This is a genomic window from Candidatus Methanoperedens sp., from assembly GCA_027460535.1.
Lineage (GTDB): Archaea > Halobacteriota > Methanosarcinia > Methanosarcinales > Methanoperedenaceae > Methanoperedens.
Genome location: JAPZAR010000006.1, coordinates 85699 through 111980 on the forward strand (window position 1 = coordinate 85699; position 26282 = coordinate 111980).

Below are 26282 nucleotides of genomic sequence, written 5' to 3' on the forward strand. Positions count from 1 at the left end.
AGCCCGGAGGGCCCGTGGTCTAGTCGGTTATGACATCGCCTTTACATGGCGGGGATCCGGAGTTCGAATCTCCGCGGGCCCATTTGCCAGTTCTACTTGTTCAAGCATTGTAATTAAGGTACAAATAGGTACTTCCTTCGAAAATGATAAGATTTATGTATTATTAATGAGAAACAAATATCAAGGGTAATGCATAAGTTATTACTTTTGCATAAAGTCTAATTTAAAGAGAGTGGAGGAAATTTCATGAGAAATAAAAAGGTTACTTATGTTTTAGTGTCGCTGCTAATCATTGCCGGGTTGATCGCGGCTGGTTGCGTGGGCCCAAATCAATCCGCTGCGCCCAAACCAACAGTAAACGAAACAATTGCTGTCCAGCAGTCCACTGAAAACGATCGCATGATAGATCAAAATGCCAAAACGATGATGGAACAGGGCAGGCAAATCTTTCGTTTTGACACTTTCGGCGATGAAGCCTTCTGGGGCGATTCTCTTAAGCTGCATCAGGCCATCGCAGGCACGGCTAATGGTGGCGTGGGACCGGGCGTGAGCCCGAAAACAGCTTTAGCTGTAGGTTTAAAAGTCGATATGGATGCGCTTCCGAAAGAACTGGTTGATAATCTGAAAGCTGGCAAAGTCAATCTGGATGACCCGGCCACTACGCTTGCGCTTCTTAAGCTGAACGCTGTTGTTGGAGTTAATGGTTCATTTGATAATTCTGGAAAACTCAGTTCAATTGGAATTACATGTGCTCTTTGCCACTCAACAGTAGATGATTCGTTCTCTCCGGGCATTGGCCACCGCCTGGATGGCTGGGCAAACCGCGATCTTAACGTTGGAGCAGTTGTAAATCTTTCCCCCGATCTTACATCTGTAGCCAAAATTCTGGGCGTTCCTGAAGCTACAGTGCGAAAAGTACTCAACAGTTGGGGTCCAGGGAAATTCGATGCAGAGCTTTTCATGGATGGTCCCGCCAAAGCTTTCCGTCCGGATGGAAAGTCAGGAGCCACACTGATCCCGCCAGCGTTCGGTCTTGCAGGCGTGAACCTTCATACCTGGACAGGATGGGGTTCCGTACCACACTGGAATGCATTCGTCGCCAATCTGGAGATGCACGGTAAGGGGAATTTCTTTGACCCTCGATTGGATAATGCATCTCAGTTCCCGATAGCTGCTGCTAATAGGTTTGGTCATGTGACTATCGATCCTGACCAGGATATGATTACTTCAAAGCTTCCTGCCCTTCAGTTCTACCAGCTTTCCATTCCCGCTCCCAAGCCACCTTCAGGCAGTTTCAACGAGGAGGCAGCTAAGCGGGGGGACGAACTCTTTGGAGGGAAGGCCGGTTGCGGCAAGTGCCACATCGAGCCTCTGTGGACGGAGCCAGGCTGGAATATGCACAAGCCCAGTGAAATCGGTATCGACGATTTCCAGGCTAATAGAGCGCCTGATCGAAGTTATCGCACATCTCCGCTAGCGGGACTCTGGACTCATCAGAAAGGTGGCTTCTACCATGATGGTCGCTTTGCCACTCTTAGGGATGTGGTAGATCACTACAACAGCTTCTTTAAACTGAACCTGACCTCACAGGAAGAGAATGACATTGTCGAGTATCTGAAGTCAGTCCCGGACTGAGTCACTTGGGCCGCTGGAGTTGAGAAGAAAATCGAGAAATATCATTAACGCACTCAAAGGCAGAAACGCTGTCAGTCGAACAACCTCAAAAAAGTGATTCGATAATATGTGATGAAGCTTCCCAGCGGGCTCTTTTTTTAAGGATTAAACAGCTGTTTCTTTACAGGTTGAATCCACAGTATTTAAATATTTCTCTGACGCAAAAGGTAACCAATGAAGAACCAGAAAGTGTTGATTACCGGGGGTGCAGGTTTCATAGGGAGCAATCTGGCAGAGGAACTGGCCTTGGAAAACGAGGTTGTTGTCCTGGATGACCTCTCCACGGGAAAGGGTGAAAACATTAAAAAGCTTACCGGGAAAGACAATTTCAAGTTCATCCGGGGAAGCATTACCGACCTCGAATTGCTGCAAAAAATATCGGAGGGCATTGACTATGTCTTTCATCTCGCAGCCAAACCAAGCGTTCCAGAGAGCATAAAAGACCCCATATCAAGCAATGAAGTCAATATTAACGGGACTCTGAACCTGCTGATCGCTGCCAGGGACCATGATGTCAGGAAGGTGGTCTACTCATCCTCCTGTGCAGTTTATGGAGATGCAAATGCTATGCCGGTTAGTGAAATGGCGGCGGTATGCCCTAAATCCCCCTACGCAGTAGCCAAGCTCACAGGCGAATATTATGGGAGGGTTTTTACCGAGATATATGACATACCAGTGGCATCTCTTCGATATTTCAATGTTTATGGGCCGCGCCAGGATCCGAATTCCGAGTACGCCGCAGTCGTACCGAAGTTCATAAGCAAAGTAATGGGCGATACACCGCCGGTGATATATGGGGATGGGCTCCAGACAAGGGATTTCGTTTTCGTCAGGGATGTGGTAAGGGCGAATATCCTGGCATCAAAAACCGGGGTTACCGGGGAGTTCAATATAGGGGGAGGGAATGGGATAACGATACTCGAACTGGCTGATAAAATAAATGATCTATGGGGGAAAGATATCAAGCCCTTCCACGAAGGGCAAAGAGAAGGGGAAATAAAACACAGCTGGGCCGATATATCAAAAGCCAGGTCTTTCGGCTACGAACCCGCGTATTCGCTGAAAGATGGGTTAAGGGAAACAATAAGATGGTACAGTAATGAAACCATCTGAAATATTCTGAACGGGAAAACATATTCGGGGGTCTCAAGTGAGGAATGCGATCAAAGATTTGATCAGCAGGCGGCCCCCAATATCCGGCGCATATATGGTGTCTGGATATTAAGACCACTTTACTACCCGGAAAGCTTATTGAGATATTAATTTACTTTTTTTTAACTTCCACAACATCAGACGCGGTGAATGGGGTGCCTGCAGGACTATTCTTTGCTTCAAGGAGCCATGTATATTTGCCAGCGACTCTGGGGCTGGTGAGCGTGCCTTTAGACAACTCTACTTTTACCATTTCGTGACTCAATATGGGACCTGCTATTCCACCGAGAGAAAGGTTGAGGTAACCAGGGGTGCCAGAAGTTGGCTTGGTAAATTTGAGAGAAGTAGTACCGATGACCATGTTCGTCATAAGTAGACCTCTCTTGGTTCTATAAGTATGACCGGAATCCGTTGAAAATCTTACATCAACGGTTTCATTTGCTGTGTTGTTTGAAATTATATAGATTATTACTTTAGATTTATTCATCTTATTGAACCAGGTGTATTTGATGACTGTTTTGCCCGGCGAGGGAAGACCGAACGAATAACCCTTTGGAATTGTTGCATTAAGGAAAAAAAATCCGCCAGGAGGGGCGCTTTCTGCTTGCATGTTGGCTTGATATTCATGATCAGAAGAACTAACGACGGTAACATGCGGCTCTATGCTCAGTTTTATACCTTGATCAGGAGCCTGCGCAGGCACCAACATTACCATTATTAAAATCGGAGATAAAACCAAAAATGTTAAAACAGACCGCGATAAATTGTTATACTTTTTATACATATTAATCTCCTTTTACTTCGAAAATATGAAAGCTCCACCTTAATCCACTAAAATCAAATACAGCTCTTTACTATTTATACTCATCGGTATAACTATTATAAATATTATATTAATTATAATGATAATCCCCATGTATCGAGACGATAGTTTTATCACATATGTAAAAGAATGTGATTCCCGGGAGGCTCTAAAAATGTGGTTCTTTAATAACAAGCCGCTGGGCATCGCAATATTTTCCATGACCCTTGCAATTCTTTTTTTCTCCATCATCCCGGCATCTGCAACCACAGTAATCTCTCTTGACAATACCGTTGATACTCCTGACAGGACAGTGACATATCAAGATAAGAACTATGAACTACAAGATGTGGGCGCGTATCTTATCGGTGAGCCTGTTAACATAAGTGTTAATGTCACGGATATAAATAGCTTCCAGCTCTCGCTTCTGGATATGAAAGAAGATTTCCTCTGGAACAACATGGTTTATTATACCGGGGGAAAGGCTGAAATGATCATGCCTGCATATGTGGTTACCATCCCTGGCACCTACATCTATGCAGTATTCTATCAGGGAGACATGGTGGCCTTCAAACCCGTGGTTTTCTCTCAAAATAAAATTACTATTTCACCGGACAGGACTACAGTCGCTCCCGGAGGCTCGCTGCATATCAAAGTCAAAGTTATCCCGGATACCAGCATGCCCGTTAAGGTAGTGCTTGCAAAAGATAGCAGTAGCCTTGAATATCCCGTTAACCGCACCCATGAAGGGTCATATGAAACTGAAATAAAGTTACCTATGAGCGCCTACGGCAGATTTTCTTTATATGGCGCTATAGTATCGGAGAATAAGGTCATGGGAACTGATGAATTCATGGGGATTTCTAATGCAGGTACTATAAATATAACCGACATTCCCCAGTCTGGGCTTCCCTCAAAATCTGGTGACTACTCTTTATTGACAATTCTCTTCGTATTTCTTGCCGGACTTCTTCTTCTGGTATTCAGAAAAGGAAAGAGTTGACAAACATAATACTCTTGATTTCCGGATTGAAGAGGTTATCTTTTTTTTATTTTGCTTTTTCCGTAAATATGGGGATGAAGCTTTTGATAGAGCGATGGAAATGCTAAAACACATTGACGTAAGAATCGATAGAGTGAGGCTTGATAAAAATTACAGCCTACCATCTTATGTTGATAGATTCGGGAATGCCAGGGTCTATGTCATTCCAAGGAAAAATGCGACATTGAGAGGAAATGGAAGGATACGATGAAGGAGTTTGTGGATAATACAATTCCATACCTTGAACAATATTATTTGAGAAATAATTCTGAATCTGGATTTTCGGCGGATAAGAGATGGTTCGGGTGGAAAGTGGGACAAAAAGGGATGATCGGATTGGTACTGCTTTAACCTGCACTGGCATCTGGCATAATTTGTTAAATCTGTACCCTGCTTAATTCTATCCCACAGCCGTGGTTACCCTAAGATATTAGTAATACTGAAAATCATATACTATTAAGGCTTCAAAAAATATATTGCGTGGAGGTTAGAAAGATGGCAAGTATCGAAGATATTCCTTTAGAGAAAAGATGGGAGATCGCGGCAAAATCAGCAAGTGCCATGCCGCTTATGTATGACATGCACTTTCGGAAAGTTCTTGGTGAAAAGTATGATGAGATCGAGCAACCGCTATGGATCGAATTGGGCAAGGAATTGAAGAACTTTGCAACAGCAATGGGTCTGCCCTCAAGGAATGCAAAAGAGGTCAGCGATATTTTCAGGATTGCAGGAATGACCCTGTACGGACCTGAATTCAGATTCGAGATGTTAGAGGAGTCAAAAGAAAGGGTCGTGGGAAGGGTAGTTGAGTGTCCTATGCTCAACAGGGCAAGGGAAATGGGTTTAGATCCGGAAACAGTTGCCCTGAGAGCATGTGTGACATTTAATAGATCAGCTGTTGAGAACCTGAATCCCAAATACACCCACAAATTAAACGCTAACATGTGCAGCGGAGACAGGTCATGTGAGATGGTCATCGAACGCCAGAATAATGTCTGACTCCTGGAGAAGCAACTTTAGGGCATTTTACTCCCCAGTTTTAATATTAGTCTTGGTCGTATAAAATTTGGCTTTTTGATATGGATTTTAGTATTCAAATGAGTTATCGGTTCTGATAACCAAAATCTATTAATATCATTAATGTGAAAATGTAATATTGGAGAGCAAACCGGGTTGATCATGTCTGGACTTACTATGGCCTGTAAGCCCGGAATGATATAGAAATGCCAAACATGGGTAAAGCCATGTGCGGATTAACTATGGATTTGGTTCCCGCCCGGGCTTGAATCCATTCATGAACTATTTTTGTCAAGGCATCTGTCCCTGGCGAACCGCGGGACAGCGAATCAATTCACTTCTTGAATTCATAGATGTCTGGCCATTTCTCCGGAGGCGTAAGTGGTGGGGGATATTCTGGAAATGGATGAACACCTGTCTTTAATTCTTTCTTTTTCAATGCCATCATGCCGGCTCTTATCAAGGCGATAATGGCGTCTTCCTTTTCCTTGTAGATCCCCCGTGATACCAAATTCTCTATGCCTTCCTCTAAATCTTGAGGCAGATGGATAGTGATTTCTTCCATGAATCTAATTCAGCCTGTCTTGCCAAATAGGTTTCCAAAATTGGTTACATTGATTACTATAGATTGGACAAAAGCAGTAAATTGATGTTGATGCTCAGGAACTAACCGTGTACAACAGGTGGATGTGCGAGAATGGGTGAACCATTTTATAGAGAAATCCTGCGCGCGGATAATAGGGAATTCGGGCTAAAAAATTTGAAGGATACGATTATTAGATTGGCTGATGCCGATGGAGGTCATGTTGCTTCCAGAGAAAAAAGATCCGGTTAAAGCGTGGAAAGGAAGCGATTATTTTATCGTCCATCCTCCATCAACGACAAGCGAGGCCCCGGTGATGAAATCTGCATCATGGGACGCAAGAAATACCGCTGCACCCGCAATTTCCTCTGGTCTTCCAGCTCTTCCCGCCGGAGTAGCAGACATGAGATCCTTTCTGGTCGCCTCGTCTTTGAGAAGATCCGAGGTCATAGTGGTCTCGATCACTCCAGGACAGATGGCATTGATATTGATATGGGGCGAATAATCCAGTGCCATCTCTTTTGTCAATAATATTAATCCTCCTTTTGATGCGCAGTATGCAGGACTTGCAGGAAAGCCTACTATCCCGGCGACAGAGGCTATATTGATGATCCTGCCCTTGATTCCATCATTTTCATTTCTTAGCATTTCGGGTATTGCACGTTTTGAGCAAAGAAAAGCCCCCTTCAGATTAACATCTATTACCGAGTCCCATTCTTCTTCGCTCGTCTCATGGGCAAGATGTAATCTGAAAATTCCCGCGTTGTTAACAAGTATGTCGAGTCTGCCGAATTTTTCAACTGTCTTACCGATCAGTCGATCAACCTCATTGGCATTTGAGACATCAGCCTGCACTACGGTATACTTCCCTCCCACCTTCTTTATTCTGTCCACTGTCTCCTGAGCCTTCCGCTCATGGCAATTGACCGTGACGGAGGCACCTTCTGCCGCAAAATATGCGGCAATCGCCTGGCCAATCCCTGTCCCAGAGCCTGTAACCACTGCAACCATGCCTTTCAGCTTCATGAACTACCTCCACGAATAATATTCATTTCTATCAAATCTTTTGTGATTAAATCAGATTTCATATCGAACCCCCAATAAGAATTCTATATTATATCATATAAAAGTTTGCTGGAGTCTCGCTTTAGAAAAGAATGCTTATATGGCCCCTGAAACTTCGATTGGTGAGCAAGAGTTGGACAAAAAGAAAAAAAGATGGTTCGAGTGGGTTCCAGAAAATGGAGGATATGCTGTTGGAAGACAGACTTCTTAGCCATAGAAAACTTTAAGTGTATTCACTTTCATAAGATTTTATTGTTGCCAATTGAAGTCAAAGGGGGTGACAAAATGGCCAAGGAAGTTGATTGCAAATCAGCAGGGATAGACTGCCCTTTCATGCTTCGCACGGAGAGTGACGATGAGCTCGTTTCGGTCACCCAGCAGCATGTTAAGAAAATACATAAAAAAGATGTCTCCAGGCAAGACATCCTCAAAATGGCAAGGAAGGTGTAGGCAGGTGTTGCCTACCCATATTTTTATATCGGCGTGTTGGGGTTGGAGGCTGGCAATATCTTTGTGGGGGCTTCCGGTGCTTTCAATTGCAATAAAGTTTATAAACTAAAAAGTCATGTGGAACTGAAATCGCATAAAGCATTTCTAACATGCATTCCAATTATTGGAGGATTATTCAATGGCAAGAAAACCAGGAAGAATGTACAGGAACATAACCCAGAGGTCTTACACAAGAAGAGAATATATGGGGGGTGTCCCGGGCAGCAAGATCGTGACCTACGATATGGGGAATTTGAAGGACGAGTTCCCGGTGGAGATATCAATTGTAGCAAAAGAAGCGTGCCAGATCCGGCACAGTGCTCTTGAAGCTGCACGCATTGCGGCTAACAGAATCTTGATTGAGGATATTGGACCGACAAATTATCATTTGAAAATAAGAGTATTCCCTCATGAAGTCCTGCGCGAGAATAAACAGGCAACAGGGGCGGGCGCTGACCGTGTTTCTCAGGGAATGCGTAATGCATTTGGAAAAGCGATTGGCACTGCAGCCAGGGTCAGGGCGGGACAGAAGCTAATGACCTTGTTCGTGAACCCGGCCAGTTTCAAACAGGCCAAGAGATCACTTGTGTCGGCAGGGCATAAACTCCCGACGCCGATCAGTCTGATCGTTGGAAAAGGGCAAGAATTGATCTTAACGTAAACGCATGAACGATTATCTGGCAAATCTGGACAGGGCCTTAAGTCAGGTACCTGCAATCAAGGGAACGGGAGAACGTTTCGTAGTCCCCGAGCCCAAAATGCTTACCGAGGGCAAAACCTCAGTTCTAGAGAATTTTGCGGCAATAGCAGATAAATTGAACCGCGAACCGGAACATATATTCAAATTCCTATTACGGGAATTGGGCACGGCTGGCAAGATGGAAGGCCAGAGGGCAATATTCCAGGGGAGATTTACCTCGATGGTTATCGGGGAACTTATTAATGCCTATATTACCGAATACGTTACTTGTTCTGAATGTGGGCGTCCCGATACGCATCTGATGAAAAGTGACAGGGTTCTTACATTGCGCTGCGATGCTTGCGGCGCTCACAGGCCGGTCACGAAACGCCAGGCACCCAGTTTAGTAAAAGAAGAGGCTATTGTAGAGGGTCAAACCTATGAAGTCATGATCGCAGCGGTGGGGAGCAAAGGGGACGGGATCGCCAAGAAGGACAAATATACTATTTATGTACCGGGTGCAAGCAAAGGGGAAATCGTCATGATAAAGATAAAAAAGATCACTGGAAACCTGGCCTTTGCCGAATTTATAGAAAAGAAAGGATAACACTGAGTATTATTTCAATTCTTCTTTTTTATGTGACCATTGAGGGTAGTGCTTCCTGGCCCATTCTTCTTCTACGGATCCAAAAATAATGCCATGCAGCGACTGGCTTTGATAAAAACTATAGAGTATATGGCCAGAAAATACCATGATCGCTACAACCGCTAAAGTGTCATGGATCATAAAGTTCAGTTCTACAAAGTTAATACTGAACATAGATTTCATCCACACTACAAAACCTGAAAACGCAAGCCCGGTGATGAGCGTTAGCGAAAACAGAAAGTTGGCTTTCTGTCCTCCATTGAATTTGCCTTTCACATAGGTTTTTTTCATTTCCAGGAACCCGATGAACCATTTTAGATCCCCATTTGTCAAAGAAGCCAGTTCTTTCATATCCTGGCGAAGCAATGGACCGGCGGAAACATAGATCAATGCGGGCAGTAAGACAAAAGGCAAAGACGCGTATAAATGGATCTTTCTTATTAAGGGATCTGCGAGAAGGGAACTTGAGGTAAGGAAAAGCTGAACCCCGGTTATAAGCAGCCAGATAAAAATCATTGCATGAGTAAAGTGCAATGCCCTGGTGGACGCATCGAACCTGGGTATTCTCACGGGTAAGACACTCCGTCTATTTTATAGCCATAATTTTCCCAGTAACCTGTTTCCTGTGTTGCGGTCAGTGTTATCTTATTGACCCATTTCACGTTCTTGTAACCGAACATCCTTGGCATCACGAGGCGCATGGGTTTTCCCTGTTCATCTGACAGGGCCTCATCGTTCATCATATAGGCCAGCATGACATATGGTTCAAGGGCTTCTTTTATGGAGAGGCTGTCGCTATACAAACCGCTTGCTGAATGGAATGTGGCAAATGCCGCTTCCGGCCGGAGACCAGCTCTATCAAAAAGGACTTTCAGCCTGACACCTTTCCATTTTACTTTATCGACCGACCAACCTTCAACACAGTGAAAATCAGTCATCTGTTCTTCATTTTCAAGTCCAAGGAGTTCATTATAGCTGATCGCAAGTGGCGTATTTACAAGCCCTTCGACAATGAGCTCCCATTTATCGGGATCGAACGATGGTGTTTGTTCTATGCTTCTGATGCGGAATTTGTTAATGGTTTTTATACCGGCTTCTTTTATTATGCTAAAACCAGCGATTATTATTCCTAAAAAGATGCCGAGGAATATCAGTAATTTTCTGCGGGTCATGGCATAGTTGGATTCAGGCGCTGATTCTGGCTCTTTTTCTTGAGACATAAAAGATTCCCCCATAGTCCGGCGGTTCTTTTCATATACCTGTATATTTTTTCCGTAACTTAAAACCCGTGCACAACCCCTATATTCCATCGTGTTAATTTAAGCCCTCATGCATGTTAATGCAGATCTTCACATTCACTCAAAATACAGCATGGCAACATCCCCTAAAATGGACCTGCCCACGCTTGCCGCAGAATCAAGAAAGAAGGGGATCCAGCTTGTGGCCACAGGGGATTGCCTTCATTCAAAATGGCTCGATGAGATAAAAAAGTTAGATGAAGAAAACGGGATTTTCAAATTGAAGACCCAGGGGATGGATGCAAATTTTGTGCTGACTGTAGAAGTTGAAGACATAAACCAGGTACATCATCTCCTGATCGTTCCTTCTGTATCAAAAGCCGAAGAACTTCGCGAGATACTGAAACCCCATTCCAGGGATATCGACTCGGACGGAAGGCCCAATGTAAGACTTAACGGTGAAGAGATCGCCGAAGCTGCGAGGTCGGCAGAATCGCTTATAGGTCCTGCCCATGCTTTCACGCCGTGGACTGCCATGTATGCGTACCACAATTCTCTGAAGGATTGCTACGGTGATATGGCCGATCATATATATTTCATCGAACTGGGACTGAGCGCAGACACCTCTTACGCGGACAGGATTTCAGAACTTAGCTGCCTTACCTTCCTTTCAAATTCGGATGCGCATTCCCCTTATGTGAATAAGCTTGCGCGGGAATTCAACCGCTTTGAGATGAGTGACATTAGTTTTGATGAGCTTAAGATGGCGATAATTAGGGAGAAGGGGAGGAAGCCGGTTCTCAATGTGGGTATGTATCCCGAGGAAGGGAAATATAATGAAAGTGCCTGCATCCGGTGCTTTAAACATTACTCTTTTCGCGAGAGCATCATAAAAAGCTGGACATGCTCATGCGGCGGAATGATCAAAAAAGGCGTGAAGGACAGGGTAAATGAACTGGCTGCATATGATAAACCCAGGCATCCGCCCCACAGGCCCCCTTACCTTCACCTGGTACCGCTGTCAGAGCTCATCGCCATGGCATTGGGAATAGGTACCAATACAAAAGGTGTTAACGGGGTATGGAATACGCTAATAGAGCGGTACGGTTCAGAGGTTGCGGTCCTGGTAGATTCCGATATTGGTGGATCAGGGGTGGATGAGCGCGTCATGAATGCGATAATGGCGTTCAGGAAAGGAAAAGTTAAAGTCCATCCGGGGGGAGGAGGGCAGTACGGGCGAGTCGAGATATCGGATAAGAACTGCATGAATAACGAAGGATGTGAACCTCAGAGATCATTGTTTGACTTTTGATAAAGTTTAAAACAATGAATCTGCGTAAATACCGGTGCGCCAACATTGGGCGCATCGCCTTTATGCCTCCAGCTTTCCGGCGCGTTCGGGCCTCCGCGCAATATAAGCGCTGGCAATCTATATAGGGAGCCCCAGGGCTTCCCTCTTGGCCCTGATATGAGCCGGCGGCCTCCCCGCCTTGATCGGATGGTGCTGATAATAATTATCTTATAATATCATGCAAGAATTAATCGGAAGTATTATATAGTCTCCTGAAGGATAAACGGCGGAAATGGTGGCTTCTCTTGAAATGCATCAAGAGGAGGTCCCTTCAGATATCTGGTTGCAGGTGGGAAAAGGGATTGAATAACTTTCGTAAGGATCGCATAATTTATGAAAATGAATTAGGTGCACGTGACATCAGTTGGATAATCGTATAAATCGGGGAAATTCGTATGAAAAAACAGAAAATCATGATTTTCATTTTTGCTACAATGATCGTGTTAATGTTCATTACCTTCGCCTCCTTGCAGAGCAGCGATTCGAAGATCGCCCCTCTTGTTTATGCGTTAGAGGGATCGGATGAGAGCGTACCCGTTATTATTGTTTTAAAAGAAGAACCCCAGCAATCGCAAACATCGAAGCTGTCAAAGATAGAATCGGTCAACAGCATCAAATCACGGGCAGCCGAAAGCCAGATTAAGGTCATGAGTTCCATCCATCAGGAAGCATTAGGAGGTGATGCCGATGCTTTAGTATACTCATCTGGTGTAATTAAAGCCACAAATATAGGGAAGGGTTCTGCTGGGGTAATCCATTTCAGCACATTTTCTTTGGCCGGTGCCAAGGCTACCCCCTCGCAGCACACTGGTTTTCCCGAAAGCTGTTGTGGAACCGGTGGTGTGGTAACAACGTTAGAGCCTTATGAAAACATAGCTAAGGCTGAAAGTTATGAAAAGGGCCTTATCGCTAACTTACCTGTAACATACACATTCACGGCGCCTGAGCTTGGTATATATGAGATAGCTGTTACGGGCAGGGACAGCGAAAATGACATAGCTCTGAGGGTAGAAGCCTTGAAAAGTACATCAAAACGTGTCTCTGCCGAAGCTCCCGGAATTGTTTATAGATACCTTAACATATGGGCAGGTACCAGGGAGATCAAAGAAGCAGCAATAAGGTTCAAGGTCAATAATTCCTGGCTTGCCATCAACAATCTTGAAGGCAGCGATGTCAAGATGGTCAATTGGGACGGCCGCAAATGGGCACAACTTGAAACCATAGAGATCTCCGTAGACCCATCTTACAGATATTATGAAGCAAGGACCGATACGTTCTCTCATTTTGCTATAAGTGGACTGAAAGGCGTAGCAGTTCCAACAATCACGCCATCAGAGACAGCTCAGGCTATGACAGATGCTCCGGGAGTTACCAAAAAAGCGTCTGCTGAGCCGGTAAATCTGGTGGTTATAGTAGCTGTGATCCCTTTGATCGCTATCCTTGCAGGTATGTATCTCAGGAGGAAATAGAAACTCTGGAATCAATTCCTCTTGTCCTTTGAATGCCTATCATGTTGGACAGCGGACACTCCACAAAACGAGAGTGGATTACTTTCAGTTCGTAAGGCAAAATAACGCCAGGCACAAGGTCGCAGCCATTTGAAACATTGAAAAAAGAGTATATCCAGAGTTTTTCTTTGACTATTCACATAACGGCTCTTTCATAAGAGATCATGCATTCAACAATACGGGGTAAGTTCTGGAGAATTAAGGTTTCAATCCAGGTTTGCCTGAACCAAAACACGAATACAAATGAACCTGGATCAGCGAAGGAGGATGCTTTCTTTACCACGCTCAGGGTGGCAACCATCGAAAATAAATAAGGGTCAAATAAAGAGGTTCGTGTGACCCTAGGGATCGCACGAACTCATATTTTCAGATTATCCCATCAGGCTATATTTAAGGATAAGCGCCCCGAATAAAATTGCCACGATATTCATCACTTTTATCAAGGGATTGATCGCAGGACCTGCGGTATCCTTTGTGGGGTCGCCCACCGTGTCTCCCACGACTGCCGCGGCATGTGTCGGATTCTTGCTACCATCTGGCAATCTCTTCCCGCCCAGGTTCCCGGACTCGATATATTTCTTTGCATTATCCCATGCAGCACCGCCTGTGGTCATCATAAGGGCAAGCAGTAATCCTGAGATTATTACGCCGATAAGGAGACCTCCGAGCGCCACCGGACCGAAAATAAAGCCCACAATGAGAGGTGACAGCACAGCAAGAAGCCCCGGGATGATCATTTCTTTCTGCGCGGCTATGGTAACAATATCCACACAGCGCCCATAATCGGGTTTTGCCGTTCCTTCCATTATCCCTGCGATCTCCCTGAACTGCCGCCTTATCTCGGTCACAATTGTGGTGGCGGCTCTGCCCACAGCCCCCATGAGAAAGCTTGCGAACAGGAACGGGATCATTCCACCAATGAGCAAACCAACAAGGACCATCGGGTCAGAGAGTTTGAGCATCAATTCTGGTTTGCCTTGAACAAGAATCACGGGTAAGTTACGGATCAATTCAGGATTTTTCTCAAGTAATTTATTGATTTCACTGCTGTATGCTGCATATAATGCAAGAGCGCCAAGAGCTGCCGAACCAATGGCATAACCTTTTGTAACGGCTTTTGTTGTGTTACCGACTGCATCGAGAGGGTCTGTGATATCCCTCACTTCTTTTGAAAGCTCGGCCATCTCTGCTATTCCACCTGCGTTGTCCGTGATCGGACCGTAAGAGTCAATTGAAATTATAATACCTGTAACCGAAAGCATCGCTGCTGCAGCTATCGCAATTCCGTATAGGCCCATAACCGGATTGGAATTTCCGCCCATAACAAAAAATGAGATCAATATGCCGGAGGAAATTACTATCACCGGTAAGGCTGTGCTTTGAAGCCCGACAGCAAGTCCTGTTATGACATTCGTTCCCGGCCCGGTCACTGAAGCATTGGCAATATCCTTCACCGGTTTATGGGTCGTAGCTGTGTAGTACTCTGTTATTATTATCATTGCCGCCGTGACGCCAAGGCCGACAAGCGCGCTTATGAAGAGTCGTATATCTCCGTTCATTATCTGCTGGGTAATTATATAAAATAGAACCAAGGAAATTATTCCTGCCACGATTGCCCCGTTATACATGGCTCCCATAATGTTGCCCGATTTCCCGAGTTTCACAAAGAATATACCGATTATTGAAGCGATTATGGCTGCTGCCCCAAGCATAAGAGGATAGATGACAGCGTTTGGATATGTGTTTATGACTGTTACCCCGATTAGCATTGCGCCAAGAGCTGTTACTGCATAGGTCTCGAAAAGGTCGGCCGCCATTCCTGCGCAGTCGCCCACATTATCACCCACGTTATCCGCAATGACACCCGGATTGCGCGGGTCGTCCTCAGGTATCCCGGCTTCCACTTTTCCTACAAGGTCAGTGCCAACGTCTGCGGCTTTTGTGTATATCCCGCCTCCGATCCTGGCAAAAAGGCTAATGAGAGAAGCGCCAAACCCGAACCCAACAATTTTATCAACCGCATCGATATTTCCACCGAAAGCGATATACAATCCACTCACGCCCAAGAGCGCGAGACTTGCAACAGATATTCCTGTGACCGCGCCGCCTTTGAAAGCCACATCAAGAGCTTTCTTCATGCCATCCTTTGCAGCATTGGCGCAGCGCACGTTGCTTCGAACGGATATGTTCATGCCCAGATATCCGGCAGCGGCAGACATAACTGCACCAAGAACAAATCCCACAGCGGTCTCTTTATTAATGACGATCGCGATCAAAATAGCAAGAAATACTGCAATAACTGCAACTGTTCTATACTGCCTGTTCAAATAAGCCATAGCACCTTCCTGGATAGCTGATGCGATGGCTTTCATCCTGTCGCTCCCGGCATCGAGTTTCAGTATATATAAAACTAGATAAACCGCGAATATCAATCCAATAATGGCCGCGAGCGGGGCCGAATACAATAACGGATCCATAATTTCCTCCTTTAATTATTTCCGCCAACTAGGTCTTAACTGTATATATTATTTACCTTGGAAATTGATTTCTGCAAGAAAAATCAGTCAGGAAGAAAATCTCACAGATATGGTCTTCTGAGGCGGTCTTTATGCTCTGTGTATTTTTTCCGGAATACCGGGTCATCCATCATCTTATGGACCTGGCACTTGAGTTTGTGCTCAAGCGCTGCCTGGTTGCCCGATAGATAATCCTTGCATAACATATTTGAGGAATCAGAGGAAAAGGTCTGCACTCCTGCCATCATGATAGAGAGTTTTCTATTCTGCGGGGTCATTATCCCGAATGGCACTGGCGAACCAGTTCTCATTATTTTCTCGATGTCATCATCCGGGCGTGATAATCTCGTACCAACGGCTACCATCTCACCCATCCCGACTTCTTCAGATTTTATCTGCCACAGTTTTTTATCGCCAGCTATGAAAGTATCATAACATTCGCGCTTTGCGCCCTGAAGTACCTTCCAGCTTGACCTGTCTTTGCTTTTGTCGTATGATTCTTTCAGATCAGCCATGAGGGTGCTGATACTCTTAATTGCCATTATGCGAACATTCCTTTTGGAGGCTCTGATTTCTTTCCTATCGCTTCCACCAATGCCTCATCGAAATGAGACCGGGTTACTTTGCCGCCGGAGAGTATTGATTTATGGAGGGCATTCTTGAGTAATTTTTCTACAAGGTCGCGTCCGGAGAATCCTGGTGTCTGCCTGGCTATGGCTTCAAGGTTGACATCCTTTGCAAGTTTCTTCGGGAATGTGCGTGAATTGACCTTCAATATCTCGAGGCGCTCATTCAAACCCGGGAGAGTAAATTCGATCTCTTCCTCAAAACGGCTGCGCACCGCAGAATCCAGTGACTGGATCATATTTGTTGCAGCAATGGTGCAAACCCCGTTATGTTCCTCCAATCCATCCATTTCTGTCAGAAGCGCATTAACGATCTCTGCTACGTCTCCCCTTATTTCCTGGAAGCTGCGGTTAAGTGCGATTGCATCGAACTCATCAATGAAAACGATGCAGGGTGATAGCTCTTCTGCCTTTTCATATAGCTGGTGTATCTGGCGGGCTCCGTCACCCACGAATTCTCCTATGAGTTTTGTTGCTTTGACGGGCAAGAACGGTACTTTGGAGGCATTTGCCAGGGCCTTTGCCATCATTGTTTTCCCTGTACCTGCGGGCCCATGGAAAAGGATATTCTTGGGGGTCCATTTCCCGAATTTCAGGGGATTGGAAAGAAATTGCTTAATGAGTTTACATTTAAGTTTTGCTCTCTCCTGCCCGATTATGTCCTTAAATCCGACCATTGTTCTTATCTCGGTAGTAAAGAAATCGGAATCGTAATCCTCAACCGTGAATTTCGTATCCTTGCCTATTTCCGACTCATCAGGTTCGACTTCTATCACTTTAAAAGCAAAATCCGGGAACATCCGCCTGTCGAAAAGATAATCGCCTTTTTTCACTATGAACCCGTTCCACTGTTCCCGTGCATAGAACTCAAAGACATCCAGTTCTGAGGGCTCCGGATATTCATGGAACATGCCTTTTAATGGATAGCCAGCTGGTTTCACTATCACAGTTTTTGCCCCGGCTCCTTTTAGAACATGAGAGTATTCTTTGTTCTTATTATTATTAACCCGCTGTTTTTGTCGCATGAAATCAATTATGTCGATTAGGTATTAAATGGTTGCCCCAATTTTCCCCTCTTTATAAATTGTTTTATCCCCAGACCTGTATTTTTCAAATGATCGAATGCCATTTTCTGCGAAGGCCAGGAACCAAGTCCACAATCAGGTCCTGCGTATTGTATCCTGTCACCAAAAATCGCATACGCTTTTTCAAGTCTTTTTTCAATGATCTCAGGGGTTTCCATTTTCGTGGTGATCTCTTCGAGCTTCGCCGGCTCTTTCCATACGTTCATGCCGTATTTTTCGTTCAATCCTGCTGCCATATTGAAGATATCGGTTCTTGAAACGCCTATCCTCAGGAATTTATCGTTATCCACAAGATCTTTTTTATCAATGAGGTCAAGATACGATGGGTTGGCCGCAGATTCCACACCGATCACGCTGATGTGGGGTACTCTGCATACGAGCTTATAATGAAGCGGGGAATGAAGATGTATCTCCGTATCAATTTTGTGTGAAAATGCGGTCTTTGTAGCTTTTTCCAGGGCCACCGCCAGGTCGCTTTCACTGAACATGACCTGCGGGTTTATGCCTATACTGGGTTCATCTATTGAGATCGTGGATATGTTGAACTGTTTTGCGTTGTCTATCGAATTACTGATGAATCTGTCGATGCTCGTCGCGAAAGCATTGAGAACATCGGTATACGCTGTCCCTCCGAACTGTTTCAGGTAAAGTTCCAAAGGACCGGTGACGCATACGCGTATGTTCAATTTCCTGGCATTTTTCCTGTAATATTCGGCTCCAACTTCTTCGATAGCATCGAGTTCCAATATTCTGGCTTTTTCATTTCTTACAATGAGCGGTTCTTCTGTAAAGGCCTCATCATTGATTATGTCCAGGAACTGCTGGTTCATGTCCTGGAACTGGGGGTATGTGGGGGTATCAACTCCGGCTTCTATTTTCTGCCTCATCGCATCCCTGACACAGGTCTGGAATTTCGGGTCTTTTCTTTTTATTGCATCAGCTACCCAGGTTTTTGGTATGTCTTTTGGCAGGGGGTAACTCCCGATATCATCGAATAATATCATATTGTTCCTGATTGTCATGGAGAGGTTTATAACTATAGTCTGATTAACGCAGGAATCGTTCATTTTGACTCAGAAGATTATATGTATTCAATGAATCATTTTCTTTAGTGGTATTATGGTGACATTAGACCCATGTGATCGGCTGAAGATTATTGAGAAACAGCTTGTACCTGCCATCATTAACAGTGCCAGGTTTGAAATAGATACTCTTGATATCAAATCTGCCATTGAGAAGAATCTACCCGATCTTGAAAAAAATTGCTATTCACTCGCAGACAGGTGCGAGAAAAAATGGCCGGAATGCGGAACGGAGATTGGTCTGTGTGACAGAGAAAAGATAAAAGAATTGTTCCAGGAAGCCAGGGATGAACTTAAAAAGATATGGGAAGAAAAAGACAAAAAGAAAATAGAACAGGAGGCTGAAACCGAAGAAAAGGTTATGGAAGAGATCGCTTGAAAAGTATAGTAATGCCCTGGCGTATGGGCACTTATTATTAAAATTCTAACCAGAAAATTTCATGGTCATTCGATCAACACAACATCCACTTCTTCTCCAGCGGCCAGTCCTTCGATATTCGGAGGTATGATCACAAAACCATCGGCTTTTGACACCGAGCTCAGTACCCCCGCGCCTGATACTGCAACAGGGATAGCTTTTCCGTTATTTAACTTGACACGTGCAAACGTCTTGAAGCCCGTCCTTGACGGTATTTTTTCAACCAGCACAGCACGGGCAGTCCTTTCCGGCTCTTTTGGGATTTGCCCGAGCTTTTGCAGCGCCGGGCGGGCAAAAAAGTAGAGGGCTACAAATCCTGCAACGGGATATCCGGGCATGCACACAACGGGCTTGTCCTTGACGATGCCCAGCGCAGTGGGCTTTCCCGGGCTGATTCCAATGCCATGGGCGATCAACTTTCCCAGGGAATCTACGACAGCAGGAACATGATCCCTTCTGCCAACCGAGGTCCCGCCGCTGACCAGGATCATATCCGAATCAAGATTTGAAATGATAGCTTCTCTTATCTTTTCAGGTTCATCGGTCACGATTTCATGGAGCTTCGGGATCCCTCCCCATTTTCTAATATAGAGGGATGCCATCAATCCGTTGGACTCATAAACCTCGCCTGGTTTTAGTTCTCTTTCTCCCCTCCGGACAAGCTCTTCGCCTGTCGGGATTATAGCCACATATGGTTTTCTCTGGACACTTATAGATTCAATTCCCATCGAAGCGAGAACCGCGATATCGCAGGGACGAAGCTTCTGCCCTTCATTTAGAATAACCTCTCCCTTACTGATATCTTCCCCGATTTCCCCTACGTTCTTGAAAGGATGAACCTGGGTAAATATCTCAATATCATCCCCTCGGGAAACCGTATCCTCCAGCATTACCACAGCGTCTCCCCCCTCAGGCACGGGCGAGCCCGTATGTACTCGCACGCAGGTTCCTTTTTCAATGCTTTGCCCCAATTTCAAAACAACAGGGGAACCGCCGCCAGCACCAAGGGTGTCTGAAGCCTTCACGGCGAAACCATCCATGGCGGCGCGCCGGAAATGAGGCACATCGACACTGGAAATAATATCCAGGGAGTTGACCCTCCCGTCACACTCCTCGACCGGGATAATCTCGGAAGCTGTAATGGGATTTATCGCATTCAAGAACAGCTTTTTAGCATCATCGGCATTCATCCTTTTCTTGAACATCATCCTCCTGAAACTGGAGGAAAAATGGCAATTTCGTCATTTTGCACAAGAGGCGTTTTCAATCCTTCCTTTTCAAGAATATTCCTCCCGTTCAGAAATACATTGATATAGCCATGCAAATTTTCGTCTTTAAAGACCATGGCTTCCAATCCGGGGAACATTCTGCAAAGATCCACAAGAACATCATTAACAGTATCGCCTTCCATATCAAGCTCTTTGGTTTTTGTATATTCGCGAAGATTTGCGAACAACTTTACCCTGATCTTTGGCATTGAACTATCATCCCCCCATCAAACCATAAATGCTATGAATATGTTTTAACTATTTTTGAGGTAATGGAAAAAAAGGATTTTGGTCTTTACTCTGTTTTTATTCTGATAATTGCTTCGGCGTTTTTCCTGCGCCTCTACCATCTGGATGAAAGGGTTTTCCATCACGATGAAGCCGCTGTAGGTTATTTCACGTACAAATTGTTCAATGACAATGTTTATTCATACGACCCCGCGTTCCACGGGCCATTCATTTACTATGCGACGGCGGAGATGTTCAGGCGTTTGGGTGATACCATATATTCAGCGCGCCTGCTTCCCGCGCTTCTTGGCGCTTCGATAATATTTTTTCTTATCCCTCTTCGGAAATACATAGGAAAAACAGGGCTGGTTATTTCGGCTTTCTTTTTTGCTTTTTCCCCTTCGTTCCTGTATTACTCGCGGTTCTATAGAGAGGACATTTTCATCTCATTCTTTACTTTGCTAATGCTGGTATGCGTGATAAAGTATGCAGAGAAATATATAGATGTCAGACGATCAATTATCAAGGTTTCTCATCTGCTTTTAGGGACCCTTTTGCTCATTTCGGCCGTGGTATTTTATACTATTTTGCCTGCATCATCTGCGGCAATTAAAGAGAATGCAATTAATGCAATTTTTTTGGCATTGATTATATTACTGCTCTTACTGCTGGCTACATTAATATTAATAAAGTATGGAGAAAAACATATCGAATATGGTTATTCCATTTTTCGTCCTTTCTATTTGTTCTTAGCAGGTGTGTCGCTTGCATCTATGGCAGCGCTTAAAGAAAATGCTTATATAGCTATGGGATTGATCCTCCTTTTCCTTTTCCTGTTCTTTATCCGTGAAAGGTGGTATTCAGGTCTTTTTTCGAAAATAAGAAAGCTTGACAAAAAAGTCTTGATTGTTGCTGGCGAGGGAGTATTTTTCATTATTGTTGTGCTTGTCGTTTATTCTCTGTTTTATACCGGCAAGGTTTTTGATCTCTATGGCATGAAGGTAGCTTTCATAAAAGCGGTATCCCACTGGGTTGAGATGCACAGGATAGAGCGCATCGGCGGTCCGATGTATTTTTATCTCCCCATAATGGCGCTTTATGAACTTCCAGTGTTCGTCTTCGGATTTGCCGGTATTATCCATTATTATAAAAAAAATGATATTCTCATGACCTTCCTTGGTTACTGGACGATCACCAACCTGATAATCTATTCATATTTACAGGAGAAAGTACCGTGGCTCATCCTTAACCCGCTGCTGCCGCTTGTTATAATTGCAGGAGCATACCTGGGTGAACTATTGCCCCGACTGAGGTTTGACACTCGCGTGGGTGCTTTTGTGATTATTTTTCTCGTAGCGAGTTCCTCTTATTCAGTCTATTCAAGCATGTTCTTGAACTATTATGATTACACCAACCCGGCAGAGCCATTAATACAGGCGGCGCAGCCCCCGCAGAAGTATTCTCTTTTCATAAGCAAGATATCCGAAATATCAAGACAATACAGCAACCAGTCAACCGAAATCCAGGTAACGGACCCTGAGATGGAAACACAGTTCCTGTGGTATTTGCGCCACTACGGCAATGTCAGGTGGAAGGTGAGCATTAACTCGGAACTCAATGCTCCACTTATCGTTGTGCATGATTCCGACGGGAACGAATCGGATGCGACTGTAGTGAAGCGCCACCTGCGTACTGATTATGAGAGGCTTGACAGTGCGAAGATGTCTTGGTACTGGTTCCAGCCTTCGGATGTTACTCCGGGTTACCTGCTAACCAGGAAGATGGACAGGGCGCCGGGGGAGTACAGGATCGTGCTGTTCTATAAACCGAAAAAATGATCTACAGTACCTCGTCCATGCTCCCGCTCCTGAAACCCATCAGATCAAGGGTGATATAGGCAAACCCGAGCTTTTTGAACTCATTCACGACAGCCTCGCGCATTCCCAGAAACCGCGCCATCTCATCTGGCATGAGTTCGATTCGTGCAATTCCCGCATGGTCACGTACCCTCACGACATTGAACCCCGTATTCCGGAGATATTCCTCCGCTTTACCCACTCGACTGAGGGCTTCATGCGTTATAGCCTGTCCGTAGGGGAAACGAGAGGAAAGACACGCCATCGAGGGTTTTTCTGCAACCGATAGATTTAATCTGCGAGCCATTTCGCGTATTTCCTCCTTTGTAACATTGAATTCAACATATGGATTATAGATTCCCTCCTCCATTATCGCCCTGTGACCCGGCCTGTGGCCTTTAAGTTCTGAGATATTCGTCCCCTCAACAATTGTCTCAATGCCATATTCTGCGGCAATCTTTTTTAACTCCCGCATTAACCCTTTTTTGCAGTAATAGCATCTATCCACAGGGTTTCTTGAAAATCCCGGCTCGTCGAGCTCATCATAAGATATCACAACATGCCTTATCCCGATCTCCTCTGCAACCTTTTTTGCACACTCAAGCTCACCCGGCGCGAGCGTGAAAGAGTCAGCTGTGACCGCAATAGCATTATCCCCCAGCGCCCTGTACGCAAGCGCCGAAAGAACCGAGCTGTCCACGCCGCCAGAAAAAGCTACGAGAACGCCGCCTCTCTGCAAGAGCGCATCCAATATTGCGTGCATCTTTTCATCGATAGACATGGAGGCTACAATGCCGCAAAAAGATGTAAGGATTTCTATAAACCTTCAGCTTTTTCGCCCTTCGCGTTCTATGCATCAACATATCAAAAATGCATAGAGTCATTTTAGACTTCAAATTGATTTGAAGTCATAGAAATCTCTTTTAATATCCTTGACAATTAATAATAAAATGCCAGAAAACGTTACCAGCCCTCCCGAGGAGAAGCTCCTCATACTACCTCTGGGAGATGAATCCAAGAAGATAACCCAGGTAATATCCAACGACACTGCCCGCCAGATAATTGAGATGCTGGCTGACGTGCCTCTTTCTGCCTCGGATATTGGAGGGCGTTTGAATGCTCCCATCTCCACCATTATGTACAACCTTGAGAATCTGGAAAGCGTGGGGCTTATCAAAGTGGAAAAGATAAAATACAGCGAGAAGGGCCGCGAAGTAAAGATTTACGGGCCGGTGAGAAAACTCATTGTGGTGGTACCTGAGAAAACCGATAAAAAATCAGTGGCAGATATACTCAGGAAGTATCTCGGCGTGATGCTCGCGGCTTTTTTTGCTTCAGGTCTTATCGAGTTCTTCACAAGAAGGGTCGGTCCTATTCCCACTGTATCGATAAAGGAATCAGAGGTTAACACGACGGCTGTGATGAACGAAACTGTAAGGGGAATGACGCAGAGCGCAGCCATCTCGGGCAAGGCCGTGGCGCCGGGCGCTCCCGTCCTTAATGCAACGCCAATAGCAGAGACGGATACTCTTACGAGAATCGAAGATATGATATATGCCCATCCGGGCATTTTGTTTTTCATCGGATGCCTGTTCGTGGTGGTGCTGCTAGTTGCCATGGATTACAGGAGAAATGGTCACAGGTAGTTTTTACTCTCCGGATATGAAGTTGAATTGAGCCATCATGCAATTCAGGATGAGTTAGGCATCCGCGGTCAGCCGTGAATCGGCGGGCATCCACGGCGATGATTCTCTCTCACACGCTCACATCATATGTTCTATTTTGTCATGGCATACAGATCGAATCTCTACAATACAATTAAGGCAAATCTTTAAATCTTCATATATCTTTCAGTTATTCAATCTTTGAAATATAATCAAATTTTAATGGTCTGCCCTTGCCATTTATGGAAAAGCATCAAAAACGCAAGCTTAAATAGAAAAGTTTCTTAACTAATTATACACAAAATTGGTTTCATTCCAGTAAAATAGGATACGTCGCGATCAAAAAGTTGCAGTTAATGAAGGATAGGAGTTATAGGAATGGTAAATAACAGAAGGTTGATAGTGATTTTTACTATTTTGCTGATGAATCTCGCATTTATCCAACACACTTTAGCGTATCCTTCTTATAATACAGAACAAGATTGTAGAGGTTGCCATGGTAGCGATTTGGCAAACAGACACCATCTTTTGGTGGCAAAAGGCACATTTCAATGTACAAACTGCCATCCCATGAAATATGATAATCAAAGTCAAATTTATTATCCTGAAGTAATAAGAAATTGTCTAATATGCCACGTCGGTGAAAATCATGAGGACTGTGTGCGATGCCATGTAGATAGTGCACCTGGCGATGTCAACAGAACCGCTTTTGGCCAGGGTGTCCATGTTAATATTAATACAACCGAGGGAAATAATTCACTAAACAACAGCGATTGCTGGACATGCCATTTTAACAGGGATATGAACAGGAGCAATATCCGGCAGTGCGCTGACTGCCACACAGGGAGCGGTCAGCCCGATGCCCCGCAGGCGCCGAAGGTTCGCACGCACCTGCCTGCTGTAACAAATTATTCCTGCCTGGATTGTCACAGCAAAGTCACAGTAAATCCAGGAGCAGGAATCCCCAACGTAACTTCTCACTATGCACAAAGACCCGCAGTTCCAACATCGAAATATTGTGATTATTGCCATGGACCGAATGCAAGCTCTCCATTCCCGGCCTTGAACAAGACAATTCCCCGGTTCAATCATGATGACCCGGGCTGGAATGGAAATGCCACATGCAGGACATGCCACACAAATTCCAGTGTATCAGCGGATCCCCGGGCAAATGATACTTCGTCTTTCCATGAACTCACAACAGAATTAGGAGATGCGTTTGATGGAACTGCAAAAGCCGATTGCGTTCTCTGCCATGTCCAGAAAGCTCCTCAATTTGTATCAGCTCCAAATCCTCCACATGATACCACAGGCATGGTCACTGCGGACTGCTCTGGCTGCCACGGAGTCAATGTCCCGGGTACACAGCCGCAGAAACTTCATGATCCCACGCCCACAACGACCGGTGGATGCATAGGATGTCATTCAAATAACGCAACACGGTATTATACGAATACAAGCCTATTCGGATTGCATGCAAACGTAAATACCTCGGATGACACGGGTAATGTCACGGATGCTGATTGTAAAACATGCCACTATGGTGCGGCCAACGGAACAATGAGCATGGTACTGGGAGCAGCAAATCAAAGCAACACCTATTTCTGCCAGGATTGCCATACGAGTTCAGGAACCGGGCCAGTTCATCCCACCAACCCTAATCTGATCAAAAATGGATTAAGTCACGGGAAAACAGATTGCAAATGGTGCCATATTGCAGGCGACTCTCAGCCAAGACCATTAAATGTGACCCCTCCGCCATTAATCGTTAATTTAAGATACCATCCAAATGGGCCCAAAGGAACTGCTGCTGGAAAGAATTGTTTGACCTGCCATTATTCAGCCAATCTCCCGGATTTACCATTCCATGCACCCGGGGAAGCCCATGAGAACGATCTGAATATTTGCGGGGAATGCCATAACAACGCAGATAATCATGCAGTTACTCCAGACCCGTTCCCGAGTAACCCGCCGGGAGTTTCCGGGTTATCAGTAACCACGCCTGTAAACATGGGAAGTCCGGCACAGGTTCAGGCTACAGTTTTTGACGAAAATATGCAGATAGCAGCGGCTCAGTATCAGGTCACCAATAATTCCGGTATAGTAATTGATTGGACAAATATGTCACCGGGCAATGGAAGGTTCAGTTTACAGAACCAACCTGTTTACGCCAGCATAAATACTTCAAACCTCAATGGTACATATACGGTTAATGTCAAAGGCATGGCTTCAGCACCGAGGACTGATCCATCCAAACCATACTATCCGCTGAACGGCCGGTGGAGCAGTGTTG

General features: G+C 45.0%; 28 protein-coding genes and 1 tRNA gene. 17 read left to right on the forward strand and 12 right to left on the reverse strand.

Annotation, left to right across the window (positions count from 1 at the left end; all coding sequences use genetic code 11):
* The first annotated feature begins 8 nt into the window (after positions 1-8).
* From O8C65_01515 to O8C65_01525, 3 genes are all read left to right on the forward strand, one after another.
* Positions 9-82 (forward strand) — tRNA-Val (locus O8C65_01515).
* A gap of 164 nt (positions 83-246) precedes the next feature.
* Positions 247-1635, forward strand: a complete 1389-nt coding sequence (locus O8C65_01520; GenBank protein ID MCZ7355587.1) for a hypothetical protein — start codon at positions 247-249, stop codon at positions 1633-1635.
* Positions 1636-1848: 213 nt separating this feature from the next.
* Positions 1849-2787, forward strand: a complete 939-nt coding sequence (locus O8C65_01525; protein ID MCZ7355588.1) for an SDR family oxidoreductase — start codon at positions 1849-1851, stop codon at positions 2785-2787.
* A gap of 151 nt (positions 2788-2938) precedes the next feature.
* Here O8C65_01525 and O8C65_01530 read toward each other — a convergent pair whose 3' ends face one another.
* Positions 2939-3541: a hypothetical protein gene (locus tag O8C65_01530; GenBank protein MCZ7355589.1), complete on the reverse strand. Its 603-nt coding sequence runs from the start codon at positions 3539-3541 to the stop codon at positions 2939-2941.
* A 262-nt stretch (positions 3542-3803) separates the two neighbouring features.
* Between O8C65_01530 and O8C65_01535 the strand changes: the two genes are divergently transcribed.
* The 3 genes from O8C65_01535 to O8C65_01545 all read left to right on the forward strand — a co-directional run bounded on the left by O8C65_01535 (position 3804) and on the right by O8C65_01545 (position 5669).
* A complete protein-coding gene (locus O8C65_01535; GenBank protein ID MCZ7355590.1) occupies positions 3804-4631 on the forward strand; it encodes a hypothetical protein in 828 nt (275 codons plus the stop codon).
* Between the two features lie 100 nt (positions 4632-4731).
* Positions 4732-4881, forward strand: coding sequence for a hypothetical protein (locus tag O8C65_01540; GenBank protein MCZ7355591.1), 150 nt, complete (start codon positions 4732-4734; stop codon positions 4879-4881).
* Between the two features lie 284 nt (positions 4882-5165).
* Complete coding sequence (locus O8C65_01545) at positions 5166-5669, forward strand: L-2-amino-thiazoline-4-carboxylic acid hydrolase (protein MCZ7355592.1); 504 nt, start codon at positions 5166-5168, stop codon at positions 5667-5669.
* A gap of 352 nt (positions 5670-6021) precedes the next feature.
* Here O8C65_01545 and O8C65_01550 read toward each other — a convergent pair whose 3' ends face one another.
* Positions 6022-6252, reverse strand: coding sequence for a hypothetical protein (locus O8C65_01550; protein MCZ7355593.1), 231 nt, complete (start codon positions 6250-6252; stop codon positions 6022-6024).
* A 132-nt stretch (positions 6253-6384) separates the two neighbouring features.
* Here O8C65_01550 and O8C65_01555 point away from each other — a divergent pair, with 132 nt between their 5' ends.
* Complete coding sequence (locus O8C65_01555) at positions 6385-6522, forward strand: hypothetical protein (GenBank protein ID MCZ7355594.1); 138 nt, start codon at positions 6385-6387, stop codon at positions 6520-6522.
* An 18-nt stretch (positions 6523-6540) separates the two neighbouring features.
* Here O8C65_01555 and O8C65_01560 read toward each other — a convergent pair whose 3' ends face one another.
* Positions 6541-7296: a 3-oxoacyl-ACP reductase FabG gene (locus O8C65_01560; protein ID MCZ7355595.1), complete on the reverse strand. Its 756-nt coding sequence runs from the start codon at positions 7294-7296 to the stop codon at positions 6541-6543.
* Positions 7297-7590: 294 nt separating this feature from the next.
* On the opposite strand from O8C65_01560, the gene O8C65_01565 reads away from it, so the two are divergent.
* From O8C65_01565 to O8C65_01575, 3 genes are all read left to right on the forward strand, one after another.
* Positions 7591-7785, forward strand: a complete 195-nt coding sequence (locus O8C65_01565) for a DUF1059 domain-containing protein (protein ID MCZ7355596.1) — start codon at positions 7591-7593, stop codon at positions 7783-7785.
* A 178-nt stretch (positions 7786-7963) separates the two neighbouring features.
* Positions 7964-8485, forward strand: coding sequence for a 50S ribosomal protein L16 (locus O8C65_01570; GenBank protein MCZ7355597.1), 522 nt, complete (start codon positions 7964-7966; stop codon positions 8483-8485).
* A gap of 4 nt (positions 8486-8489) precedes the next feature.
* Positions 8490-9110, forward strand: coding sequence for a translation initiation factor IF-2 subunit beta (locus O8C65_01575; protein ID MCZ7355598.1), 621 nt, complete (start codon positions 8490-8492; stop codon positions 9108-9110).
* 9 nt (positions 9111-9119) lie between these two features.
* Here the strand turns inward: O8C65_01575 and O8C65_01580 are convergent, their stop codons facing one another.
* On the reverse strand, positions 9120-9719 hold the full coding sequence (locus tag O8C65_01580; GenBank protein ID MCZ7355599.1) for a cytochrome b/b6 domain-containing protein: 600 nt from the start codon (positions 9717-9719) through the stop codon (positions 9120-9122).
* Positions 9716-10369: a molybdopterin-dependent oxidoreductase gene (locus tag O8C65_01585; protein MCZ7355600.1), complete on the reverse strand. Its 654-nt coding sequence runs from the start codon at positions 10367-10369 to the stop codon at positions 9716-9718. Before O8C65_01585 ends, O8C65_01580 begins: the two co-directional genes overlap by 4 nt.
* Positions 10370-10478: 109 nt before the next feature.
* On the opposite strand from O8C65_01585, the gene O8C65_01590 reads away from it, so the two are divergent.
* From O8C65_01590 to O8C65_01600, 3 genes are all read left to right on the forward strand, one after another.
* Positions 10479-11699: a TIGR00375 family protein gene (locus O8C65_01590; protein MCZ7355601.1), complete on the forward strand. Its 1221-nt coding sequence runs from the start codon at positions 10479-10481 to the stop codon at positions 11697-11699.
* Positions 11700-12133: 434 nt separating this feature from the next.
* Complete coding sequence (locus O8C65_01595; protein ID MCZ7355602.1) at positions 12134-13207, forward strand: PGF-pre-PGF domain-containing protein; 1074 nt, start codon at positions 12134-12136, stop codon at positions 13205-13207.
* 203 nt (positions 13208-13410) lie between these two features.
* Positions 13411-13560: a hypothetical protein gene (locus O8C65_01600; protein MCZ7355603.1), complete on the forward strand. Its 150-nt coding sequence runs from the start codon at positions 13411-13413 to the stop codon at positions 13558-13560.
* A gap of 57 nt (positions 13561-13617) precedes the next feature.
* Here O8C65_01600 and O8C65_01605 read toward each other — a convergent pair whose 3' ends face one another.
* The 4 genes from O8C65_01605 to O8C65_01620 form a co-directional block, all read right to left on the reverse strand.
* Positions 13618-15723 carry a sodium-translocating pyrophosphatase gene (locus O8C65_01605; GenBank protein ID MCZ7355604.1) on the reverse strand — a complete coding sequence of 702 codons (2106 nt, stop codon included), beginning with the start codon at positions 15721-15723 and terminating at the stop codon, positions 13618-13620.
* 101 nt (positions 15724-15824) lie between these two features.
* Entirely contained in the window at positions 15825-16304 is a 480-nt protein-coding gene (locus O8C65_01610; GenBank protein ID MCZ7355605.1) for a hypothetical protein, read from the reverse strand.
* A complete protein-coding gene (locus O8C65_01615) occupies positions 16304-17413 on the reverse strand; it encodes an AAA family ATPase (protein MCZ7355606.1) in 1110 nt (369 codons plus the stop codon). Before O8C65_01615 ends, O8C65_01610 begins: the two co-directional genes overlap by 1 nt.
* A 17-nt stretch (positions 17414-17430) precedes the next feature.
* Positions 17431-18477, reverse strand: coding sequence for a methionine synthase (locus O8C65_01620; protein ID MCZ7355607.1), 1047 nt, complete (start codon positions 18475-18477; stop codon positions 17431-17433).
* Between the two features lie 115 nt (positions 18478-18592).
* Between O8C65_01620 and O8C65_01625 the strand changes: the two genes are divergently transcribed.
* Positions 18593-18934 (forward strand): hypothetical protein, encoded by a 342-nt coding sequence (locus tag O8C65_01625; GenBank protein ID MCZ7355608.1) that lies wholly within the window; start codon positions 18593-18595, stop codon positions 18932-18934.
* Positions 18935-18999: 65 nt separating this feature from the next.
* Here the strand turns inward: O8C65_01625 and O8C65_01630 are convergent, their stop codons facing one another.
* Together O8C65_01630 and O8C65_01635 are read right to left on the reverse strand one after the other, a co-directional pair.
* Positions 19000-20181 (reverse strand): molybdopterin molybdotransferase MoeA, encoded by a 1182-nt coding sequence (locus O8C65_01630; protein MCZ7355609.1) that lies wholly within the window; start codon positions 20179-20181, stop codon positions 19000-19002.
* Positions 20178-20450 (reverse strand): MoaD/ThiS family protein, encoded by a 273-nt coding sequence (locus tag O8C65_01635; protein ID MCZ7355610.1) that lies wholly within the window; start codon positions 20448-20450, stop codon positions 20178-20180. The genes O8C65_01630 and O8C65_01635 overlap by 4 nt, the downstream gene beginning before the upstream one ends.
* Before the next feature lie 63 nt (positions 20451-20513).
* On the opposite strand from O8C65_01635, the gene O8C65_01640 reads away from it, so the two are divergent.
* Positions 20514-22307 (forward strand): TIGR03663 family protein, encoded by a 1794-nt coding sequence (locus O8C65_01640; GenBank protein ID MCZ7355611.1) that lies wholly within the window; start codon positions 20514-20516, stop codon positions 22305-22307.
* A 1-nt stretch (position 22308) separates the two neighbouring features.
* On the opposite strand, the gene larE is transcribed toward O8C65_01640, so the two are convergent.
* Positions 22309-23106 (reverse strand): ATP-dependent sacrificial sulfur transferase LarE, encoded by a 798-nt coding sequence (gene larE, locus O8C65_01645; protein ID MCZ7355612.1) that lies wholly within the window; start codon positions 23104-23106, stop codon positions 22309-22311.
* Between the two features lie 169 nt (positions 23107-23275).
* Between larE and O8C65_01650 the strand changes: the two genes are divergently transcribed.
* Complete coding sequence (locus O8C65_01650; protein ID MCZ7355613.1) at positions 23276-23971, forward strand: helix-turn-helix domain-containing protein; 696 nt, start codon at positions 23276-23278, stop codon at positions 23969-23971.
* 678 nt (positions 23972-24649) lie between these two features.
* Positions 24650-26282, forward strand: a 1633-nt coding sequence (locus O8C65_01655; GenBank protein ID MCZ7355614.1) for a hypothetical protein, incomplete at its 3' end; no start/stop codon positions are given.

Coding starts and splice junctions, on each gene's coding strand:
- O8C65_01520 (MCZ7355587.1), top strand. CDS start 247: ATGAGAAATAAAAAGGTTACTTATGTTTTAGTGTCGCTGCTAATCATT.
- O8C65_01525 (MCZ7355588.1), top strand. CDS start 1,849: ATGAAGAACCAGAAAGTGTTGATTACCGGGGGTGCAGGTTTCATAGGG.
- O8C65_01530 (MCZ7355589.1), bottom strand. CDS start 3,541: ATGGTAATGTTGGTGCCTGCGCAGGCTCCTGATCAAGGTATAAAACTG.
- O8C65_01535 (MCZ7355590.1), top strand. CDS start 3,804: ATGTGGTTCTTTAATAACAAGCCGCTGGGCATCGCAATATTTTCCATG.
- O8C65_01540 (MCZ7355591.1), top strand. CDS start 4,732: ATGCTAAAACACATTGACGTAAGAATCGATAGAGTGAGGCTTGATAAA.
- O8C65_01545 (MCZ7355592.1), top strand. CDS start 5,166: ATGGCAAGTATCGAAGATATTCCTTTAGAGAAAAGATGGGAGATCGCG.
- O8C65_01550 (MCZ7355593.1), bottom strand. CDS start 6,252: ATGGAAGAAATCACTATCCATCTGCCTCAAGATTTAGAGGAAGGCATA.
- O8C65_01555 (MCZ7355594.1), top strand. CDS start 6,385: ATGGGTGAACCATTTTATAGAGAAATCCTGCGCGCGGATAATAGGGAA.
- O8C65_01560 (MCZ7355595.1), bottom strand. CDS start 7,296: ATGAAGCTGAAAGGCATGGTTGCAGTGGTTACAGGCTCTGGGACAGGG.
- O8C65_01570 (MCZ7355597.1), top strand. CDS start 7,964: ATGGCAAGAAAACCAGGAAGAATGTACAGGAACATAACCCAGAGGTCT.
- O8C65_01575 (MCZ7355598.1), top strand. CDS start 8,490: ATGAACGATTATCTGGCAAATCTGGACAGGGCCTTAAGTCAGGTACCT.
- O8C65_01585 (MCZ7355600.1), bottom strand. CDS start 10,369: ATGTCTCAAGAAAAAGAGCCAGAATCAGCGCCTGAATCCAACTATGCC.
- O8C65_01590 (MCZ7355601.1), top strand. CDS start 10,479: ATGCATGTTAATGCAGATCTTCACATTCACTCAAAATACAGCATGGCA.
- O8C65_01595 (MCZ7355602.1), top strand. CDS start 12,134: ATGAAAAAACAGAAAATCATGATTTTCATTTTTGCTACAATGATCGTG.
- O8C65_01600 (MCZ7355603.1), top strand. CDS start 13,411: ATGCATTCAACAATACGGGGTAAGTTCTGGAGAATTAAGGTTTCAATC.
- O8C65_01605 (MCZ7355604.1), bottom strand. CDS start 15,723: ATGGATCCGTTATTGTATTCGGCCCCGCTCGCGGCCATTATTGGATTG.
- O8C65_01610 (MCZ7355605.1), bottom strand. CDS start 16,304: ATGGCAATTAAGAGTATCAGCACCCTCATGGCTGATCTGAAAGAATCA.
- O8C65_01615 (MCZ7355606.1), bottom strand. CDS start 17,413: ATGCGACAAAAACAGCGGGTTAATAATAATAAGAACAAAGAATACTCT.
- O8C65_01620 (MCZ7355607.1), bottom strand. CDS start 18,477: ATGATATTATTCGATGATATCGGGAGTTACCCCCTGCCAAAAGACATA.
- O8C65_01625 (MCZ7355608.1), top strand. CDS start 18,593: ATGGTGACATTAGACCCATGTGATCGGCTGAAGATTATTGAGAAACAG.
- O8C65_01630 (MCZ7355609.1), bottom strand. CDS start 20,181: ATGATGTTCAAGAAAAGGATGAATGCCGATGATGCTAAAAAGCTGTTC.
- O8C65_01635 (MCZ7355610.1), bottom strand. CDS start 20,450: ATGCCAAAGATCAGGGTAAAGTTGTTCGCAAATCTTCGCGAATATACA.
- O8C65_01640 (MCZ7355611.1), top strand. CDS start 20,514: ATGGAAAAAAAGGATTTTGGTCTTTACTCTGTTTTTATTCTGATAATT.
- larE (MCZ7355612.1), bottom strand. CDS start 23,106: ATGTCTATCGATGAAAAGATGCACGCAATATTGGATGCGCTCTTGCAG.
- O8C65_01650 (MCZ7355613.1), top strand. CDS start 23,276: ATGCCAGAAAACGTTACCAGCCCTCCCGAGGAGAAGCTCCTCATACTA.